Source organism: Dictyoglomus sp. (assembly GCF_049968615.1).
GTDB lineage: Bacteria > Dictyoglomota > Dictyoglomia > Dictyoglomales > Dictyoglomaceae > Dictyoglomus > Dictyoglomus turgidum.
Genome location: NZ_JBMFQK010000013.1, coordinates 22749 through 39915, shown reverse-complemented (window position 1 = coordinate 39915; position 17167 = coordinate 22749). Strand labels below are relative to the sequence as shown.

19 protein-coding genes, 1 tRNA gene, 1 pseudogene and 1 CRISPR repeat array are annotated in these 17167 nt (G+C 34.5%); of the genes and pseudogenes, 15 read left to right on the top strand and 6 right to left on the bottom strand.

What is annotated here, in order from left to right:
- Nucleotides 1-46 precede the first annotated feature (46 nt).
- Nucleotides 47-1998: direct repeats of the CRISPR family, unit length 30 nt; unit sequence GTTTGTAGCGTACCTATAAGGGATTGAAAC.
- Between the two features lie 64 nt (nt 1999-2062).
- From ACP5QL_RS08565 to ACP5QL_RS08555, 3 genes are read left to right on the top strand one after another with little or no spacing between them, the layout of a single operon-like run.
- Nucleotides 2063-3307 (top strand): Nramp family divalent metal transporter, encoded by a 1245-nt coding sequence (locus ACP5QL_RS08565; RefSeq protein ID WP_428127001.1) that lies wholly within the window; start codon nt 2063-2065, stop codon nt 3305-3307.
- A complete protein-coding gene (locus ACP5QL_RS08560) occupies nt 3304-4137 on the top strand; it encodes a purine phosphorylase (RefSeq protein ID WP_272995902.1) in 834 nt (277 codons plus the stop codon). The genes ACP5QL_RS08565 and ACP5QL_RS08560 overlap by 4 nt, the downstream gene beginning before the upstream one ends.
- Nucleotides 4106-5113, top strand: a complete 1008-nt coding sequence (locus ACP5QL_RS08555; RefSeq protein ID WP_012582848.1) for an SPL family radical SAM protein — start codon at nt 4106-4108, stop codon at nt 5111-5113. Before ACP5QL_RS08560 ends, ACP5QL_RS08555 begins: the two co-directional genes overlap by 32 nt.
- Here ACP5QL_RS08555 and ACP5QL_RS08550 read toward each other — a convergent pair.
- The gene (locus tag ACP5QL_RS08550; protein WP_012582847.1) at nt 5106-6362 is read right to left on the bottom strand and encodes a glycoside hydrolase family 1 protein; all 1257 of its coding nucleotides are present in this window, start codon (nt 6360-6362) and stop codon (nt 5106-5108) included. The two genes, ACP5QL_RS08555 and ACP5QL_RS08550, sit on opposite strands and share 8 nt — an antisense overlap.
- A gap of 422 nt (nt 6363-6784) precedes the next feature.
- Here ACP5QL_RS08550 and ACP5QL_RS08545 point away from each other — a divergent pair, with 422 nt between their 5' ends.
- A complete protein-coding gene (locus ACP5QL_RS08545; protein WP_012582846.1) occupies nt 6785-7438 on the top strand; it encodes an HAD family hydrolase in 654 nt (217 codons plus the stop codon).
- On the opposite strand, the gene ACP5QL_RS08540 is transcribed toward ACP5QL_RS08545, so the two are convergent.
- Both ACP5QL_RS08540 and ACP5QL_RS08535 read right to left on the bottom strand, forming a co-directional pair.
- Nucleotides 7435-8100 (bottom strand): MFS transporter, encoded by a 666-nt coding sequence (locus tag ACP5QL_RS08540; protein ID WP_273333191.1) that lies wholly within the window; start codon nt 8098-8100, stop codon nt 7435-7437. The genes ACP5QL_RS08545 and ACP5QL_RS08540 overlap by 4 nt on opposite strands.
- A gap of 13 nt (nt 8101-8113) precedes the next feature.
- Nucleotides 8114-8449 carry an MFS transporter gene (locus ACP5QL_RS08535; protein WP_428127010.1) on the bottom strand — a complete coding sequence of 112 codons (336 nt, stop codon included), beginning with the start codon at nt 8447-8449 and terminating at the stop codon, nt 8114-8116.
- A gap of 262 nt (nt 8450-8711) precedes the next feature.
- Here ACP5QL_RS08535 and ACP5QL_RS08530 point away from each other — a divergent pair, with 262 nt between their 5' ends.
- The 4 genes from ACP5QL_RS08530 to ACP5QL_RS08515 are packed head-to-tail and all read left to right on the top strand — an operon-like array spanning nt 8712 to nt 10152.
- Nucleotides 8712-9107, top strand: coding sequence for an ArsR/SmtB family transcription factor (locus ACP5QL_RS08530; protein WP_012582845.1), 396 nt, complete (start codon nt 8712-8714; stop codon nt 9105-9107).
- A 25-nt stretch (nt 9108-9132) separates the two neighbouring features.
- On the top strand, nt 9133-9537 hold the full coding sequence (locus tag ACP5QL_RS08525; RefSeq protein WP_012582844.1) for a putative zinc-binding protein: 405 nt from the start codon (nt 9133-9135) through the stop codon (nt 9535-9537).
- Nucleotides 9538-9565: 28 nt separating this feature from the next.
- Nucleotides 9566-9802, top strand: a complete 237-nt coding sequence (locus ACP5QL_RS08520; protein WP_012582843.1) for a 4Fe-4S dicluster domain-containing protein — start codon at nt 9566-9568, stop codon at nt 9800-9802.
- The gene (locus tag ACP5QL_RS08515) at nt 9799-10152 is read left to right on the top strand and encodes a heterodisulfide reductase subunit A-like protein (RefSeq protein ID WP_273333188.1); all 354 of its coding nucleotides are present in this window, start codon (nt 9799-9801) and stop codon (nt 10150-10152) included. Before ACP5QL_RS08520 ends, ACP5QL_RS08515 begins: the two co-directional genes overlap by 4 nt.
- Nucleotides 10153-10206: 54 nt before the next feature.
- On the opposite strand, the gene ACP5QL_RS08510 is transcribed toward ACP5QL_RS08515, so the two are convergent.
- A complete protein-coding gene (locus ACP5QL_RS08510; protein WP_272995914.1) occupies nt 10207-10650 on the bottom strand; it encodes a hypothetical protein in 444 nt (147 codons plus the stop codon).
- Nucleotides 10651-10963: 313 nt separating this feature from the next.
- Between ACP5QL_RS08510 and ACP5QL_RS08505 the strand changes: the two genes are divergently transcribed.
- The 5 genes from ACP5QL_RS08505 (at nt 10964) to ACP5QL_RS08485 (ending at nt 14653) form a co-directional block, all read left to right on the top strand.
- The gene (locus ACP5QL_RS08505) at nt 10964-11911 is read left to right on the top strand and encodes an AEC family transporter (protein ID WP_012582840.1); all 948 of its coding nucleotides are present in this window, start codon (nt 10964-10966) and stop codon (nt 11909-11911) included.
- A 22-nt stretch (nt 11912-11933) separates the two neighbouring features.
- A tRNA-Leu gene (locus ACP5QL_RS08500) sits at nt 11934-12020 on the top strand.
- Nucleotides 12021-12040: 20 nt separating this feature from the next.
- On the top strand, nt 12041-12244 hold the full coding sequence (locus ACP5QL_RS08495) for a hypothetical protein (protein WP_012582839.1): 204 nt from the start codon (nt 12041-12043) through the stop codon (nt 12242-12244).
- Nucleotides 12245-12259: 15 nt separating this feature from the next.
- Complete coding sequence (locus ACP5QL_RS08490; RefSeq protein ID WP_012582838.1) at nt 12260-12583, top strand: YbjQ family protein; 324 nt, start codon at nt 12260-12262, stop codon at nt 12581-12583.
- Nucleotides 12584-12769: 186 nt separating this feature from the next.
- A complete protein-coding gene (locus tag ACP5QL_RS08485; protein WP_428126982.1) occupies nt 12770-14653 on the top strand; it encodes a family 16 glycosylhydrolase in 1884 nt (627 codons plus the stop codon).
- Between the two features lie 63 nt (nt 14654-14716).
- Here the strand turns inward: ACP5QL_RS08485 and ACP5QL_RS08480 are convergent, their stop codons facing one another.
- Together ACP5QL_RS08480 and ltaE are read right to left on the bottom strand one after the other, a co-directional pair.
- On the bottom strand, nt 14717-15424 hold the full coding sequence (locus ACP5QL_RS08480) for a polysaccharide deacetylase family protein (RefSeq protein ID WP_012582836.1): 708 nt from the start codon (nt 15422-15424) through the stop codon (nt 14717-14719).
- 72 nt (nt 15425-15496) lie between these two features.
- On the bottom strand, nt 15497-16528 hold the full coding sequence (ltaE, locus tag ACP5QL_RS08475; RefSeq protein ID WP_012582835.1) for a low-specificity L-threonine aldolase: 1032 nt from the start codon (nt 16526-16528) through the stop codon (nt 15497-15499).
- Between the two features lie 124 nt (nt 16529-16652).
- On the opposite strand from ltaE, the gene ACP5QL_RS08470 reads away from it, so the two are divergent.
- Nucleotides 16653-16844, top strand: a complete 192-nt coding sequence (locus ACP5QL_RS08470; protein ID WP_272995921.1) for a YgaP family membrane protein — start codon at nt 16653-16655, stop codon at nt 16842-16844.
- A 151-nt stretch (nt 16845-16995) separates the two neighbouring features.
- A pseudogene (locus tag ACP5QL_RS08465) lies at nt 16996-17163 on the top strand (DUF996 domain-containing protein); the annotation flags it as partial.
- Between the last annotated feature and the right edge of the window lie 4 nt (nt 17164-17167).

The following is a 17167-nucleotide window of genomic DNA, read 5'->3' as shown; positions in this document are numbered from 1 at the left end:
GGATTGAAACCAAAATGAGTATTACAAGCAAATCCTTGGAATAGATGTTTGTAGCGTACCTATAAGGGATTGAAACTTTCTTCAATCGTAGTGAAACCCATTAGTAAATCTGGGTTTGTAGCGTACCTATAAGGGATTGAAACAACGCAATGGACTTAATTATTCAGAAAAATATAATCCGTTTGTAGCGTACCTATAAGGGATTGAAACCCTCGAGACTTTTAATACTCCATTGTCTTCATACAAGTTTGTAGCGTACCTATAAGGGATTGAAACCTTCCGATAATGGGGATTATGTTAATTATCAAAACTGTTTGTAGCGTACCTATAAGGGATTGAAACATCGATATAAATATATACCCCCCTCAAAAAAAACGCGTTTGTAGCGTACCTATAAGGGATTGAAACTTTCTCCTTGGGAAAAATGGTCTCGGAGTTTTTGTGTTTGTAGCGTACCTATAAGGGATTGAAACAGTCAAAAAAATTTTTCAGGTTCGTTGATATTTGTAAGTTTGTAGCGTACCTATAAGGGATTGAAACTTTATGTTGGAAAAACTTTACAGGAGCTTGAGAACCAAGTTTGTAGCGTACCTATAAGGGATTGAAACACTCTTATGAGTAGATAAAGTGCAACTACTACAGGGAGTTTGTAGCGTACCTATAAGGGATTGAAACTCATGAATGCGAGGCAAATAGCTGACAAAATAAATAGTTTGTAGCGTACCTATAAGGGATTGAAACGTATGAAAATCTTTGTAAAGATATCGCCCGCTCACACGTTTGTAGCGTACCTATAAGGGATTGAAACGGAATAGAATAATACTCAATTAGCAAGTCCAAAAGTGTTTGTAGCGTACCTATAAGGGATTGAAACAATATTTCATAAACTTAGACACTCTGAACTTAACCAGTTTGTAGCGTACCTATAAGGGATTGAAACGATTTTTTCTTGCTATTAGAGGAGGAATTTTGAGATAGTTTGTAGCGTACCTATAAGGGATTGAAACCAGATTCAGCCAATAAACTATCAAAATCCTTGTTAAGTTTGTAGCGTACCTATAAGGGATTGAAACAGTTTTTTAAATTCAAGCCTTTTTGGAGTGCATTCAGTTTGTAGCGTACCTATAAGGGATTGAAACCAATTTAGCAATGGTTTTGCGTTTAAAGGCACCTTGTTTGTAGCGTACCTATAAGGGATTGAAACAAATACTATGGATATTATCCTTATTCCTTTGTCAACAGTTTGTAGCGTACCTATAAGGGATTGAAACTTTCACCAGTCCTGCTGTTTTTTCCTAAAGTCTTTTGTTTGTAGCGTACCTATAAGGGATTGAAACAATTATTTTTTCCCTTTTTCATCGCCATATCTTTCCGTTTGTAGCGTACCTATAAGGGATTGAAACTAATAAAGATTTGAGTATTTTGATACAGAAGTCTATGTTTGTAGCGTACCTATAAGGGATTGAAACGCTCTTTTTTCTGATATTTCTATGGGCGCGTGAGATGTTTGTAGCGTACCTATAAGGGATTGAAACAAGATAGTTTTTATAGATGGTGAGCTTGTCTTCTATGTTTGTAGCGTACCTATAAGGGATTGAAACCAAACTAGGTGGGGAGATGGCACGCCTGTATCGGATTGTTTGTAGCGTACCTATAAGGGATTGAAACTACTGTATCTTTCACCCAATCCCAACCTTTTACAAGTTTGTAGCGTACCTATAAGGGATTGAAACAATGATTCTGAAGGCAATTCAGAGATTGAAGGCAGGGTTTGTAGCGTACCTATAAGGGATTGAAACGGATCTTTTAGAGCAAGAAAACGTACTAATATTGCGTGTTTGTAGCGTACCTATAAGGGATTGAAACTAGAAAATGATGTAGGAACCTATTTCAATCTCCACGTTTGTAGCGTACCTATAAGGGATTGAAACCTCCCTAAAATTCTATAAAATCTTTCCTGATTTGAGTGTTTGTAGCGTACCTATAAGGGATTGAAACCACTGTCATTAATTGCAAAGAGAAAAATTATGTAATAAAATCTATATCATATATGAGAAAATTTATGCAGAGATTTTTGAAAGGACATAAGCCTACTTTAGGAGCTCTTGAGATATTAAAATATATAGGTCCTGGGTTTTTAGTAACTGTTGGGTTTATTGACCCTGGTAATTGGGCCTCTAATATGGCAGCAGGATCGCAATTTGGGTATAAATTACTTTGGATGGTAACCCTCTCCACCATAATGCTCATATTTTTACAACATAATGCAGCCCACTTAGGAATTGCTACAGGACTTTGTCTCTCAGAAGCTATCTCTAAATATTTCCCTAAATTTCTTCGTTATTTTGTCCTTGTTACTGCTATGCTTGCCTCTATCTCTACTGCCCTTGCAGAGATATTAGGAGCTGCTATTGGGCTTAATATGCTTTTTAACATTCCTATAAATATAGGGGCATTCATTACTACTATTGTGGTAATACTGATGCTACTTTCTAATAGCTATAGAAAAATTGAGAAATATATTATTGGCTTTGTATCTCTTATAGGTCTTTCTTTTCTTTTTGAGCTTTCATTAGTGAAAATAAATTGGAAAAGTGCAATACAAGGATGGATAATTCCTTCTTTTCCTCAAAATTCCATTCCCATAATCATGAGTGTTTTAGGAGCTGTAGTTATGCCCCATAATCTTTTCTTGCATTCGGAGATTATCCAAAGCAGACAATGGAATTTAGAAGATGAGAGCATCATAAGAAAACAACTGAAATATGAATACTTAGATACCATTGGAGCAATGCTTGTAGGCTGGGCAATAAACAGCTCCATGATCCTTATTGCTGCAGAAGTCTTTTATAAAAATGGTATTTTGATCACAGAGCTTCCTCAAGCTTATTTAACTTTGAAACCCCTATTAGGACACCTTGCTTCATACGTCTTTGCTATTGCTCTTATCTTCTCAGGATTCTCTTCCTCCATGACCGCAGGGATGGCAGGAGGAAGCACATGGGCTGGAATGTCTAATGAGCCTTTTGATGTCAAAGACAATCATACCCGTATAGGAATATTAATTACTTTAATAGGAGCACTTTTTGTAATATTTTTTATTTCTAATCCTTTTCAGGGATTAATCTGGAGTCAAATAATGCTGAGTATTCAACTTCCTTTCACTATCTTTTCTTTAATCAGGCTTACTTCCTGGGAAAAAGTTATGGGAAAATTTAAAAACTCAAAGATAGATAATATTATCTTAATTACCATCGGGATTATTGTAACTCTGCTAAATATAACCCTTTTCCTTAGCTTCTTATGATCTACATTACTATCGCCTTTTATGTTGAAGGAAAGCCTATTATAGACTACTTCAATCTTAAAAAGTTAAATGATTCATCAAAATTTCAAATTTTCAATAAAGATGAGATTTTTTTAATAATAAGCGGAGAAGGTAATATAAACTCTGCTATAGCTACTACTTATTTATTAACGAAATATGGCTGGAAAAATGAAGATATTGCATTAAATATAGGTATTTGTGGGGCAAAAGACGGTGGTTTCTCGAAAGGAGATTTAATCTTATGTAATAAAATAATCAACCACAATTCTAAAAGAGCATTTTATCCTGACATTTTAATTAGCCACGATATGAAGGAAGCATCCCTTGAGAGTTTTGATTTTCCTGTAAGAAAATATCATCAAGAAGAGATAGAGGGGGACATTGTAGATATGGAGGGGGCAGGATTTTTTGAGGCCGCTTCTTCTTTTTTGTATTCCCATAACATTCACTGTATAAAAATAGTGTATGACCTTTTAGATTTTGATAAGATTGATCCCAAAATGGTTCAAGAAATTATAATAAAAAATATCTTTAAGATAGAAAATTTTATTAATTCTCTTTTAACTCTTAATGAAAAATATCTTCAAAGAAGAGAAGATAAAAAAATCAAAGAGATTTTAGAAAAGCTAAAAAGCAATTTACATCTTACAAGATCTATGGAGATAGAATTAAAAAAGCTTTTGAAAATATATCTTATAAGATACAAACAAATTCCTGAGGAAATAGAAGAGTTTGTAAATATAAAAGTAAATTCAAAGAAGGAAGGTAAAGAATACTTTGAAAAGCTTAAGAACTTCCTTACTTTCTAAACCCTTTTCCCATATATATGTGGAAAAGGAGATAATATCTCATGAAATAACTAAGGAGATCCTTAAAAAATTTCCCAATTCTCAAATAATCACTGTTAACCATTATAAAGAGGTATTTTCAAGGCCAAGACAAAATTATAAATTACAAGAGCTGAGTAAAAAATTAATCCTTGCAAAAAAAAGAGAAAAATTCCTCTCCCCTGCATCATCCCTTTGCCAAAATTTTGGACACCCATATTTTTATTACGCCAATCTTATAGTAAATTGTATTTTCAACTGTGATTATTGTTTCTTAAAGGGCATGTACTCTTCTGCTAACATAGTTATATTTGTTAATATAGAAGATTACTTTAAAGAGATAGATGAAATCCTTAAAAAACATCCCCTTTATTTGTCTCCTTCTTATGAGACTGATCTTTTAGCTATGGAAGAAATAGTGCCCTTTTTTAGCAGATTTGTAAATTATGCTTATTCAAAAGAAAATCTAATTCTTGAAGTGAGAACAAAAAGTGTCAATTATACGGCAATTAAAAATTTAAAGCCGTCCCCTAATATTATCTTAGCCTGGACCCTCCTTCCCCAAGAGATTATTGAAAGGTATGAGAAAACTCCGAATCTTTCTTTAAGGATAAATACCATAAAGAGGGCAATTCATGATGGATGGAAAGTAAGATTGAGCTTTGATCCTATAATACTCGTGGAAAATTGGAAAGAGATTTATAAAAAATTTATAGATTATATATTTAGTGAAATACCAGCATCTAAAATTCAAGATATCACCATAGGTGTATTTAGAATTCCTAAGGAGTATTTAAAAAGGATGAGAAAAAAGTTTGAAAATGAGATTACTCTCTTCCCTTATGTAGAGGATATAGATGCCTATACTTACTCTCCTTCCACAAAAGAAGAACTTTTAAATTTTATATCCTCAAAAGTTAAAAATTACATCCCCGAAGATAAAATCTATACTATTTAAGAAATTTTTCTTCCATAGCTTCTGTTATTCCATTGTTTTTTGCAATCTCACTATATATCCTGGCACTTTCTCTCCATTTCCTCTCAAAGGTATTAAAATCGGTCTCAAAAAGTCCAAACCTTTGTAAAAATCCTTCAGCCCACTCAAAATTGTCCATCAATGACCAATGGAAATATCCCCTCACATCTACTCCTTCCTCTATAGCTCTATGAAGCTGAATAAGGTGAGAGATGAGATATTTTGGTCTTTTTTCATCCTTGGCATCAGATATCCCATTTTCTGTAATGTAAATAGGCTTTTTTGTTAAACCGTAAAATCTTTTTACTACTTTATAAATTCCCTCAGGATAAATCTCCCAACCAAAATCTGAAGTTTCTCCCTCAGGAGATCCCATCTTTAGCCCCATAAGTATCCTAGTGTAATAGTTTATTCCAAGATAGTCTAAGGTATTCTTTGCGTATGGAATTTCTTCTTTAATAAAGGGAGAGGAAAATTTCCCAGTAAGAAGAGTTTCTATGAATACCCTATTGTAAATTCTATCCCCAAAATTAGCAAATTTTCTATCTATAAAAGAATTAGGGTTTTTAGGTTCAAAATAGATCACATTATAGGCAATGCTTACCTTTGCGTCAGGAGATATCTGATGGATAACCTCATAGGCTTTAGCGTGAGCCTTTGCCATGTTATTCAAAACTCGGAGCATCTTTATTAAACTTTTTCCTTGGGGTGGAAATTGTCCATAAAGATATGCCATAAAAGCATAGGCATTGGGCTCATTTATGGTCATCCAATAATTTACCAGATCTTTAAACTCACTTACAATCTTCTTTACATAGCGTAAATAATAATCAATAATATCTGGATTTAGCCATCCACCCCTTTTGGCCATCCATAAGGGGTTAGTAAAGTGATGCAAAGTAACAAACGGCTCTATGTTTCTCCTTCTCAAAGAAATAAGCATAGATCTATATCTTTCAAGAGCAGACTCATCAAACCTTCCTTCCTCGGGTTCTATCCTACTCCACTCTATGGAGAACCTATAGGCATTATTGTTCAGCTTTTCAATAAGATCAAAATCCTCTTCATACCTATTCCAACTATCACAGGCTTTTCCAGAAACTTGTCCATTTTTCACCTTGCCTTGTTTTTCAAATTCCCACCAATCATTGTAAAAATTGTCGCCCTCAATTTGATGAGATGCGGTTGCAGTCCCCCACAAAAAACCCTCAGGAAATTTATACTTAACCATAAATGCCTCCCAACTTTTATCTATCAATTAAAGTATAGAAAAAACAAAAAATTCCTTCAAGATCAAAGATTTAAAAAACAGTCCAACGACTTACTTCTATTTATAACCCAAATCCTATTTTGTATTGTCCTGCCTTTTAAGGAAATAAGAACTTCATCAACACTTAATGGAATAGCTCTTCTCTTTACTGTCCCCTAAAATGTATGCAAAAACTATATTCCATGCCTTGAAAAGATAGATTTTAACTTTTTATATTAAAATCATTCTGTTTTCAAATTTCACATACTTTTTGCCTGATTCTTTTTCTTCATCTCTTGGGCATATTCAACCTCTAAATCATAGTCAGTAATATCCATTACCCTTGAAAAACAAAAATCAATATGTTTTACTATTTTTATTATAAAAATTTTGAAGAGGAGAATATGAAGGTTTCGGCAGTAATTTTTGATATGGATGGAGTCATTTTTGATACTGAGAGGCTGGGTTATATCTTCTGGAAAAAAGCCTTAGAAGAGTTTGGATATATTATAAACGAAGAGATTTATTATGAGACTGTGGGAGTTAACATTTTAGAGACAGAAAGAATTTTTAAAAAGTATTTAGGAGATATACCCTTTGATGAGATATATAAAAGAAAAAAGGAGCTTATAGAGGAATATATTGAGAAAAATGGTCTACCTGTAAAGGGCGGATTCTTTGAACTTTTAGATTTTCTTGATGAAAAGAAGATACCAAGAGGAATAGCTACATCTACAGAGAGGGAAAGGGCTATTCCCCTTCTTGAAAGAGCTAAAATTTTAAATAAATTTGACGTGATTGTGTGTGGAGACGATGTAGAAAAAAGCAAACCAGAGCCTGATATATTTTTGCTTACTGCTCAAAGACTTAAGGCTAACCCTAAGGAATGTATTGTTCTTGAGGATTCAGATAATGGAGTGCTTGCAGCAAAAAGGGCTGGGATGACCCCCCTTCTTATTATTGACTTTAAGCCACCCCATCCTGAAACCCTCAAAAGAGCCTATAAAGTCTTTAATTCTCTATGGGAAGTAAAGGAGTATTTAAAAGAGGTAATTTAATCTTCTTTCAATAATATTCCTGCAATAAGCATACCAATAATACCCAATCCTATTATTACATGGAATACATAAAAATAGCTTCCCAAAATATCCCTCAACATACCTGAAATGATTCCACCAAGAATTGCTCCAAAACCATAAGCAGTAAAAACTATACCATAATTTTGTCTATAATTCTTCTCTCCAAAAAGAATAACGGTAGATGCAGGAGCAATAGCAAGCCAAGATCCTAAAATTAACCAGAAAAGAGAAAAAGAAATTATATACAATGTCAAATTATTACCACCAGTTATAATCATAAAGAAAGATGCAGTTATAGCCATAAGATAAGAGATAAAACTTGCTTTTCTTGGAAAAATCTTATCTGTTATCCATCCAAAAAGGGGTCTTCCTACAGCATTAAAAATTGCAAAAAAGGAAACCAAACTTGCAGTAAATTTAGGATCAAGTCCTACTATTTCTTCTCCTACAGGACTCGTTATTCCTATAATCATTAGCCCTATTAAAGTACCTACAGTATAACATAACCAAAGCCCATAAAACTTAGGGTTCTTTAACATCTCTTTTGTGGTTAACTCTGATAATATCTTTTTCTTTTCAAGTTTTACAGAACCCACAGAAAAATCAGCTGGAGGAAGCTTAAATACCATACCAATAAGCACTATCAATACCTTGCTAAGGGTGCAGTAAAAGGGGAGATAACCCAAATCCAGAAATTACAAGCCCCATAGCAAGTCCCCTTTTATCTGGAAACCATTTGGAAATTACTGAAATAGGTACCCCATATACTATTCCTACTCCACTTCCTGCGATAATTCCATAAGTTATGGCAATGACATTTATGCTCTTAAAAATTCCAGAAAGGATCCAACCAATACCAACCCAAAGTCCTCCTACGAAAATAATTAATTTGAGAGAAAACCTACTGATATATCTTCCAGAGATTGCCATAAAGAGAGCAAAGAAGAATAAAAAGAGCATATAGGGAAGTCCACTTTGAAAAGCCGAAATCTGTAAAATACTTTCAAGAGGCTTTCTAAATACACTCCATGAGTAAACAGTCCCAAGACAAACATAGATGATTATTCCTAAAAATATAAGAATCTATCTCTTTTTCAAAAGAGCAGTATTCTCCATGAAATAGAACACCTCCTTGGGAAATACTTTTTAAAAATTATATCAAAAAAATGTCTTAACACAACTTTAACTTGAATTTTAATTTTTCATATGCTAATATGGGCAAATGGAAAAATTAGCATATGGAGGGTTATAGATGGAAAGATATGAGAGGATATTTAAAGTCCTTTCCGAAGAAAAAAGATTAAAAGTTTTTTCTCTTCTTCTTAAAATGGGAGAAGAGTATTACGTTTGCGAGATTGCCGATGCTCTTGAAGAGTCTCACTATAATACTTCCAAATATTTAAATGACCTTAAAAAAGAAGGGCTAGTAAAAGAAAAGAGAGTAGGAAGAGGAGTACTTTATTCCATAAAAGATCCTGAAGATGAGTTTTTAAAAAATATATATAAAGCAGTTTTAAGTATTCCCAATGAACTAATCTCAAGAAATATGGAGCTTTTAAAATTAAGGGTATCTTTAAGGGAAGAAAATAAGTGCGTAATAGGAGTAAATGATCCTCGTTGGTCAGAAATAGCAAAAGCAGTGAAATGAAAATTTTGAAAGGAGATGATGAGTTATGTCTAAGGGTGGGTGGCAAATTTTACCACACTGTGCTTCGGAAGCTGAAAATCTTGACATTATAGTGGCCTGTGATGGTGCCTCCTCGGTAGGACAAGTAGGAAATGAAGTGGCAATTAAATTAACAAAAGAAAATGAAGGAGCAAGAATGTGCTGTTTGAGTGCCATAGCTGCAGGCTCAAAAGTCCATATTAATATTGCTAAAAATGCAAGAAAATTAATAGTTATAAATGGATGTCAATTAGAATGTGCCTCAAAAGTAATAAGAAATCAGGGAATTGAGCCTACATACGAGATAACCATAGCGAAAGAAGGTATAGAAAAAGCTCCTACTTTAGATTTTGATGATGAAGATGTGGAAAGAATAGCAGAGAAAATTGCAAAGGAAGTTTTAAATAAATAAACACTCATAAAAAGGGAGGTTAAAAAGCATGTCCAAAACTTGGTATCCTGTTATTAATTATGAAAAATGTATAGGTTGTCTTGCTTGCGTAAACTTTTGTCCACATGGAGTTTACGATGTAAAAGATAAAAAACCTATAGTAGTAAGACCAGAAGAATGTGTAGATTTTTGTAAGGGATGCTTAAAAGGTGCATGCCCTACGGGAGCAATAAGTTTTGTAGGAGATAAAGTAAAAATTATGACCGATGGAGGTGAACTACAATGAAGGGACTTCTTCTTTGTGTATGTCAAGGAACCTGTCCATCTTTTCAGAACATGAACATTTTTGAGATCGCAAATATTTTAAGGAGAGAGGGACTTATTGATTTTGTAGCTATTCATCCTCAGCTCTGTGCTGATGATGGAGACAATTTCCTTTCAACTTTTGTAAAAGATGGAGATAGTATTGAAAAATTAGTTATTGCAGGATGTGACCCTAAAATGCAAGCAAAAATGTTTAGAGATGCTTTTGAAAAAGCAGGCTTTGATAGAACAAGACATGTAGGTGTGGATATAAGAAACATGAATACCGAAGAGGCAATTTCTACTATTAAAAAAGCTCTCTCTGAAAATTAAAAAAAGGGGAAGCTTTTTAGGCTTCCCCAAAGAATTGTAATTCATTTTTATTCTTTAATTAGTCTGTAAACTTAAACATGGACAATTTTGGTAATTTTTAAAACCTCTTCTTCCTCTTGGACTACCAAAGCCTGGATTTCCATAACTTACACTCTTTGATAAATTCAAAACTTCTTTTCCATCCACTACAACTTTAACTGCTTTAAAATTCTTGCTTACTGGAGACTCAAATCCTTCTATCTCTATCTTGCTTCCTACTTTCAGTTCCTTTATCTGTAGCCATGCGGGTCCAAGAATTACTTCTTTATCTCCACTTGCTGTCTTTACTGTTATTGTCAACGCAGGAGTATTTACTATTTTACTAACTGTACCCGATATTTTGGTAAGTTGTACATTAGTTTGAGCAAGATATCCTCCAAACCTAGGGCCATAAGCATAAGCTAAGGAAAGCAATCCTAAAATCACTAAACTCAAAACTGCAAATCCTTTAAACTTCATGATACCACCTCCACTTTTTATTTTTTTTCTCAAGGTTTCCCTTGAGTTCGGTTTTAATTGTAAATGGACACTCTTAAAGGAGATTTAGAAGAAGCTTAAATTTTCCTTAGAAAATTTTCTTTACTTGCAGTAATAAGATCAGACTCCCTCCTAAAAAGGCTTCCCAATGAAAATAAGAAAGGCTTATTCAAAAACACAAAATTGCAACATGTATGAAAGGAGCAAAGCTATATTACATACTTCAAATTTAAGTTTTTCATCTTAGTTAAAAAAACAATCTGTGTTATTCTTTATTAAAAAAACGGAGGAAGTTATGAGGGTATTTTTCTCTGCTCTACAAGGAGTATTAGAAATAGTTATTATTATAGCCATAGGATATATACTCACCCATAAAAAATGGTTTGAGGGAAAAACCGCAGATCTTTTTGCCAAAATAGTCTTAAATCTCAGTCTTCCTCTAAGCATGATTGTAAATATCTCTTCTTTTTTCACAAAAAATGACCTTATTTCTTCTGCAAAAGGACTTATTATTCCATTTTTATCAATCCTTATATCCTACTTTTTGGGATACCTTTTAGCCATAATCTTTAAAACAAGAAAAGGAAGGAGAGGACTTTTAGCAGGAATCTTCTCTCTTTCTAACTCTATTTTTATAGGGCTTCCCATGTCCCAAGCTCTTTTTGGAGATATTGCTACACCTTATACCCTTCTCTACTACATGGCAAATACTACCATATGGTGGAGCTTTGGAGTTTATGGGATTATCTTGGATACTCAAGAAAAAAGAGAAAAGATCTTAAGCTTAGTTTTATTAAAGAGGATCTTTAATCCCCCCTTTATTGGATTCTTAATAGGTGTTGTAATAGTTTTAATAGATTTTAAACCTCCCAAATTTTTATTTGATAGCTTCAAACTAATTGGCAACCTTACTACTCCTCTCTCTTTATTTTATGTGGGTATAACAATGTACCACATGGGCTTTGAGAAATTTAAACTTGATAAGGATGCTATTCTAACCTTTTTAGGAAGATTTTTAATTACTCCAGTTCTTGTAATAATTTTAGAATTTTTTATCCCTATTCCTAAGCTTATGAGGGATGTATTCATAATTATGTCTGCAATGCCCGTTATGGTAAACTCTTCTATTGTGGCAAGAATGTATGGGGGAGACTATGAGTTTGCAGTAAGCATGATTACATACACTACTTTATTTAGTGTTGTGATAATGCCTTTATACATGGTACTTCTTTCTAAAATTTGATAAAATATAAAAGAAAAATTTTGCGGATGTGGCGGAATGGCAGACGCGCAAGATTCAGGATCTTGTGGGGTAAAACCCCGTGGGGGTTCAAGTCCCCCCATCCGCACCAATTTTCATGGGGGTTCAGAGATGGAGAAAATTGCTTACATTATTCTTTCTATCATTGTGATAGTATGGCTTCTCTTAATAATCGTTGGTTCTATAATGGCATTTCCAGTAGGTATGATTAGCCTCCTTTTGATTTTAGCCTTTGGTCTTCTCTTCATAAAAGTTTTAAAGGAGAGAATTAAAAGTAAGAGAGAAGAAGAAAAGTATAAAGACATAAAATGGTAAGGGGGTTGAAGAGAGATGATTATTACTACAACTGATTATATTCCTGGATACGAGGTATCTGAAATTTTAGGAATTGCGAGAGGAAGCACTGCAAGAGCAAGAAATGTGGGAAAGGATATATTGGCAAGTTTTAGGAATTTAGTAGGTGGTGAGGTTGTAGAATACACAAAATTAATTGGAGAGGCAAGAGAACAGGCATTAGATAGGATGATTGAGGAGGCAAAAAGATTAGGCGCTGACGCAGTAATAGGGGTGAGGTTTGGTACAACTCAAATTATGCAAGGAGTTGCAGAAATTTTGGCATATGGAACTGCGGTAAAACTTAGAAAAAAAGAATAAACCTATACTGTAATCGGTTTAACCCCTTATTGACAACAATATTTACTTAGTTTTAAACTGATATTAAAAGAATTTGTTATTTTCTGAAATCAAACAAAGAAAGGAGGGATAAGGTAAACAGAATTCACTAAAACAAATTAGCTCTTATTTGACTCCCAAACTTTAAGTAAAGGGGGAATAAAAAAAATGAGAAAATATTTCTCTCTTCTCCTTCTTACCTTAATGATATTATTTATTACAGGCTGCGCCCCAAAGCCCCAAACTCCACCTGTTACAGAACAAAACATTCTTCAAAATGGAGATTTTTCAAAACCATTAATTTATATAAGTGAGAGCTATCCAGAACTTCCCAATGGTGATTTTGATACACAAGGAACATGGCTTTTTAGGATTGGAGATGGTGCGCAAGCCACAGGAAAAGTAGAAAATGGAGTATTAAAGGTTGACATAACTAATGGAGGACCCAATAGTTGGTCGGTACAAGTATTGCAATCCCCAATTAAAGTTGAGTACTTAGGGATCTATGAGGTAAGCTTCGATGCATGGGCAAGTAAAAATAGAAGGATCGGAGTTAAAGTAGGAGCAAATGGCTATAAGGGATGGACTGCATATAATCCTGGCCCATCTGGACAAGTGGATCAATCAGGAGGCTACGCCATTGATATTACTACCACAAAACAAACCTACACCTTCCAATTCAAGATGGTCTATCCAACAGATGAAAGTGCAAGATTTGAATTTCAACTTGGTCAAGATGATGGAACTATTTATATTGATAACGTAAAACTTATAAAGGTTGGTACTGCAGAACCTCCTGCACCTCCACCAGCCTTAGGACAAAAGTATTGGTATGCGACAGTTTGGGAAGAGAACTTTGACGGTACATCAATAAATGAAAATATATGGAGCTTTGAGATTGGAAACGGACAGGCAAATGGCATTCCCGGATGGGGCAACGGAGAATTGGAATATTACAAGCAAGAAAATGCATATGTGGATAACGGAGTATTGGTTATAGAAGCAAAACAGGAAAGTGTCACTGACCAATATGGCTCATACAATTACACCTCCGCAAGGATGAAGACACAAGGAAAATTTAATGTGAAATTTGGAAGGATAGAATTTAGAGCAAAACTTCCAAAAGGAAAAGGAATATGGCCTGCTTTATGGCTTCTTGGTGAGGATATCACCACTGTAGGTTGGCCCAATTGTGGTGAGATAGATGTGATGGAGCTTTTAGGTCATGAACCTAACAAAGTCTATGGCACAGTACACGGACCTGGATATTCTGGAGCAAGTGGAAAAGGAAGTAATTATACGCTTCCTTCCGGAGATTTCTCCCAGGATTTCCACATCTTTGCAATAGAATGGGATCCCATTGGAATATCATGGTATGTGGATGATCAGAAATTCTTCACCATTACAAGACCAGAAATTGAACTTTATGGAAATTGGGTATTTGACCATCCCTTCTTCATAATAATGAATGTAGCAGTGGGTGGTTATTGGCCTGGATCTCCTGATGACACCACTGTATTTCCACAGAAAATGTACGTAGACTACATCAAGGTATACAAAGGGGTAACCATGGAAGAAGTAAATAATGGAAGCTTTGAATATCCATTCACAAACGATCAACAAAATTGGCCCGACGATTGGTTCTTATGGTATGGATCACCTTATGGCATGGGTGGAACCGCATCCGCAAATATTGATACCACAAATAAGATGGCAATAGTAGATGTGCAAGATACAGGAGGGGAGTCTTGGCATGTCCAGTTTAACCAATGGGTAGGACTTTCTGCAGGAAAGACTTATAGATTAACCTTCCAGGCAAAGGCAGAAAATCCAAGAGATATAAATGTAAAATTCTTGAATCCAACAACTTATGCTCTATATGCTAACCAAAGTTATAATCTCACTACTGATTGGCAAACCTTTACTCTTGAATTCACTTTCAACAACACTCAAGATCCAAGGGCAAATCTCTCCTTTGAGCTTGGAAAAACAGCAAATCCCGCTACAGGAAAAGTTTACTTAAAAGAAGTTAAGTTAGAAGAAGTAAAATAAAAATATAGGGAGAGAGGATAAAACCTCTCTCCCTCCCTTCCCTAAATTTCCCCTACCTTGCCTTTATGGCTCTACATAGACCCAAAGCTTATATTTATATTTTGGATCTTTAGGATCTACTCCTTTCCTCTTAAAAAGCTCAGTTAAAGTGACAAATTCATAACCCATTTTCTTGAGAGCTGGGATTAAGATGTCTAAAGCCTCAGGCGTTGGATGGGGCTCTGGCTGTACATCATGTAAAAGTATGATGGCACCATCTTTTATGCCTTTTAAAACATTATTGGCAATATTTTCAGGAGTTCTATCGCAACCTGCCCAATCAAAACCAAGAACTCCACTTACAAAAGGCATGTCAATCACATCAAACATGGTCCTTGATACGGCAAGATTTGGGGGACGGAAAAACTGAGGAACCTTTCCTGTATATGCCTGTATAGTTTCATTAGTCCTTTTTATGTACTCTTTAATCATCTCAGGATCCATTTTGTCCATGGGGTTATAGTCCCAAGAATGGTTTCCAAACTCACATCCCATGGCTACCATTCTGTCAAGGACAGGTTTTACACTACTGTTTATCCTTTGTCCTACTAAGAAAAAGGTGGCAACCACATTGTATTTCTCAAGCTTGTCAAGTACCCTTGGAGTAAGTCTTGCGTCAGGCCCATCATCAAAGGTTAAAGCACAAAGCTTGTCTGGTTTGGGATATTCCTGGATAGCAAAAGAGGGTACAAAGAACAAGGAAAAAAGTAAAATCACAACAAGACCTTTCATAACAAGCCTCCCCTTTTTAAAAACGTATATAAAAACGTTTTTATAAAACTATACTACTAAAAATGCTATCTGTCAACTAATACTTTCCCATACTTTATAAATGATTTCCTTTGCCTTTTCTATATCCTCAAAGGATACATCTTTGTGAGTTACAAACCTTAAAGTTTCATCATCAAAACTTGTGGCAAGAAGTCCATATTTTTTAAACTCTTCTAAAAATTCTCTTGCTTTTTTATTAATTTTAATTCTCACCTTTAAAATATTAGTATCAGGCTTTTTAACACTAAAAATTTCTATATCCTTTAAAAAGTTATACAAATTTTGAGCTTTTTCATGATCCTCTACTAATCTGTCAATCATCCTCTCAAGAGCAACAATCCCACATGCAGCAACTACTCCAGCCTGTCTTAATCCACCACCAAGCCTTTGCCTCTTTCTTCTTGCTTCCTCTATAAATTCCTTAGACCCTACAAGAACTGATCCCATAGGACAAGAAAGCCCCTTAGAAAGACAAAACATGACTGAATCCGCATATTTTGCAATTTCCTTAGCAGGAATCCCTAAATAAATAGCCGCATTAAATATCCTTGCTCCATCAAGATGAATAGGAATATCATGTTTTCTACTTATTTCATAAACCTCTTTCATATATTCAAGAGGTAAAACTTTCCCACCAGCTCTATTATGAGTATTTTCAAGAACTATAAGGGATGTTTTAGGAAAAACCCTCCCCTTAGGTCTTATGGCTTTTTCGATCTCTTCTATTGGCATTACCCCCTCTTCCCCATCAATTAAAAATGGTTGAACCCCAGAATTTCCTGCCATTCCTCCTGCCTCATAATAATAAATATGAGATTCTGATTCGAGTATAACTTCATCTCCAGGACGAGTCCAAGTTAATAAAGCTACTTGATTTCCCATAGTCCCCGATACCACAAAAAGTCCTGCCTCTTTCCCTAAAAGTTCTGCTGCTTTTTGTTCTAATAAATTTACTGTAGGATCTTCTCCATATCCATCATCTCCAACTTCTGCCTCATACATGGCCTTACGCATTTCTTCTGTTGGTTTTGTAACAGTATCACTTCTTAGATCTATAAATCTCATTAAAGCTCACTCCCTTCTCATAGAGATACTAGTTAAAATTATAAACCATAATTTTTTAATAACATATTGAATTTTTTTATATTTATATGTATACTTATTACAAATTTAAAAGGGGGTGAAAAAAGTGAATGTAGGAAAAACTGATGCAGTAATAAGAGCTATCATTGGTATAGTTCTTCCTCACTTGACTAAATGGGGAGTAGTATCAGGGACTGTTTGGGGTGTAATTCTCCATATAATTGGGGCAATTCTTGTATTAACCGCTGCTTTAAGATATTGCCCACTTTACAAACTCATAAATAAATCTACAGCTTAAAAAGGGAGGGGAGAACCTTCTCCCCTCCATAAAGTTCTAAGGAGTGAAAAAGTTTGGTTTATTTTAACAATCGTAAGCTTAATTATTGTATTTATTGCAATAGGTAATATTGGGATTAGTGTCTTCTCCTTAAGTTCTACTTTTAAGGAATTGCCTCTTAGAAGTGTCTCAACTGACTAACATTAGTACTTTTAAAACAGCAGGAAATCTTTATCTTTATGGAACTATTACTTTAATACTACTCATAGGAGTCATAATGATTGTGATAGCTGAAATACTTCTTGCTGTTGCATTTTTTGCTTTGCAAGAGACCACATAAAAAA

Bases quoted from the DNA above. Each gene is read 5' to 3' on its own strand.
- ACP5QL_RS08525 (WP_012582844.1), top strand. From the start codon at position 9,133: ATGTCTAAGGGTGGGTGGCAAATTTTACCACACTGTGCTTCGGAAGCT.
- ACP5QL_RS08510 (WP_272995914.1), bottom strand. From the start codon at position 10,650: ATGAAGTTTAAAGGATTTGCAGTTTTGAGTTTAGTGATTTTAGGATTG.
- ACP5QL_RS08560 (WP_272995902.1), top strand. From the start codon at position 3,304: ATGATCTACATTACTATCGCCTTTTATGTTGAAGGAAAGCCTATTATA.
- ACP5QL_RS08530 (WP_012582845.1), top strand. From the start codon at position 8,712: ATGGAAAGATATGAGAGGATATTTAAAGTCCTTTCCGAAGAAAAAAGA.
- ACP5QL_RS08490 (WP_012582838.1), top strand. From the start codon at position 12,260: ATGATTATTACTACAACTGATTATATTCCTGGATACGAGGTATCTGAA.
- ltaE (WP_012582835.1), bottom strand. From the start codon at position 16,528: ATGAGATTTATAGATCTAAGAAGTGATACTGTTACAAAACCAACAGAA.
- ACP5QL_RS08505 (WP_012582840.1), top strand. From the start codon at position 10,964: ATGAGGGTATTTTTCTCTGCTCTACAAGGAGTATTAGAAATAGTTATT.
- ACP5QL_RS08565 (WP_428127001.1), top strand. From the start codon at position 2,063: ATGCAGAGATTTTTGAAAGGACATAAGCCTACTTTAGGAGCTCTTGAG.
- ACP5QL_RS08495 (WP_012582839.1), top strand. From the start codon at position 12,041: ATGGAGAAAATTGCTTACATTATTCTTTCTATCATTGTGATAGTATGG.
- ACP5QL_RS08520 (WP_012582843.1), top strand. From the start codon at position 9,566: ATGTCCAAAACTTGGTATCCTGTTATTAATTATGAAAAATGTATAGGT.
- ACP5QL_RS08545 (WP_012582846.1), top strand. From the start codon at position 6,785: ATGAAGGTTTCGGCAGTAATTTTTGATATGGATGGAGTCATTTTTGAT.
- ACP5QL_RS08485 (WP_428126982.1), top strand. From the start codon at position 12,770: ATGAGAAAATATTTCTCTCTTCTCCTTCTTACCTTAATGATATTATTT.
- ACP5QL_RS08550 (WP_012582847.1), bottom strand. From the start codon at position 6,362: ATGGTTAAGTATAAATTTCCTGAGGGTTTTTTGTGGGGGACTGCAACC.
- ACP5QL_RS08480 (WP_012582836.1), bottom strand. From the start codon at position 15,424: ATGAAAGGTCTTGTTGTGATTTTACTTTTTTCCTTGTTCTTTGTACCC.
- ACP5QL_RS08515 (WP_273333188.1), top strand. From the start codon at position 9,799: ATGAAGGGACTTCTTCTTTGTGTATGTCAAGGAACCTGTCCATCTTTT.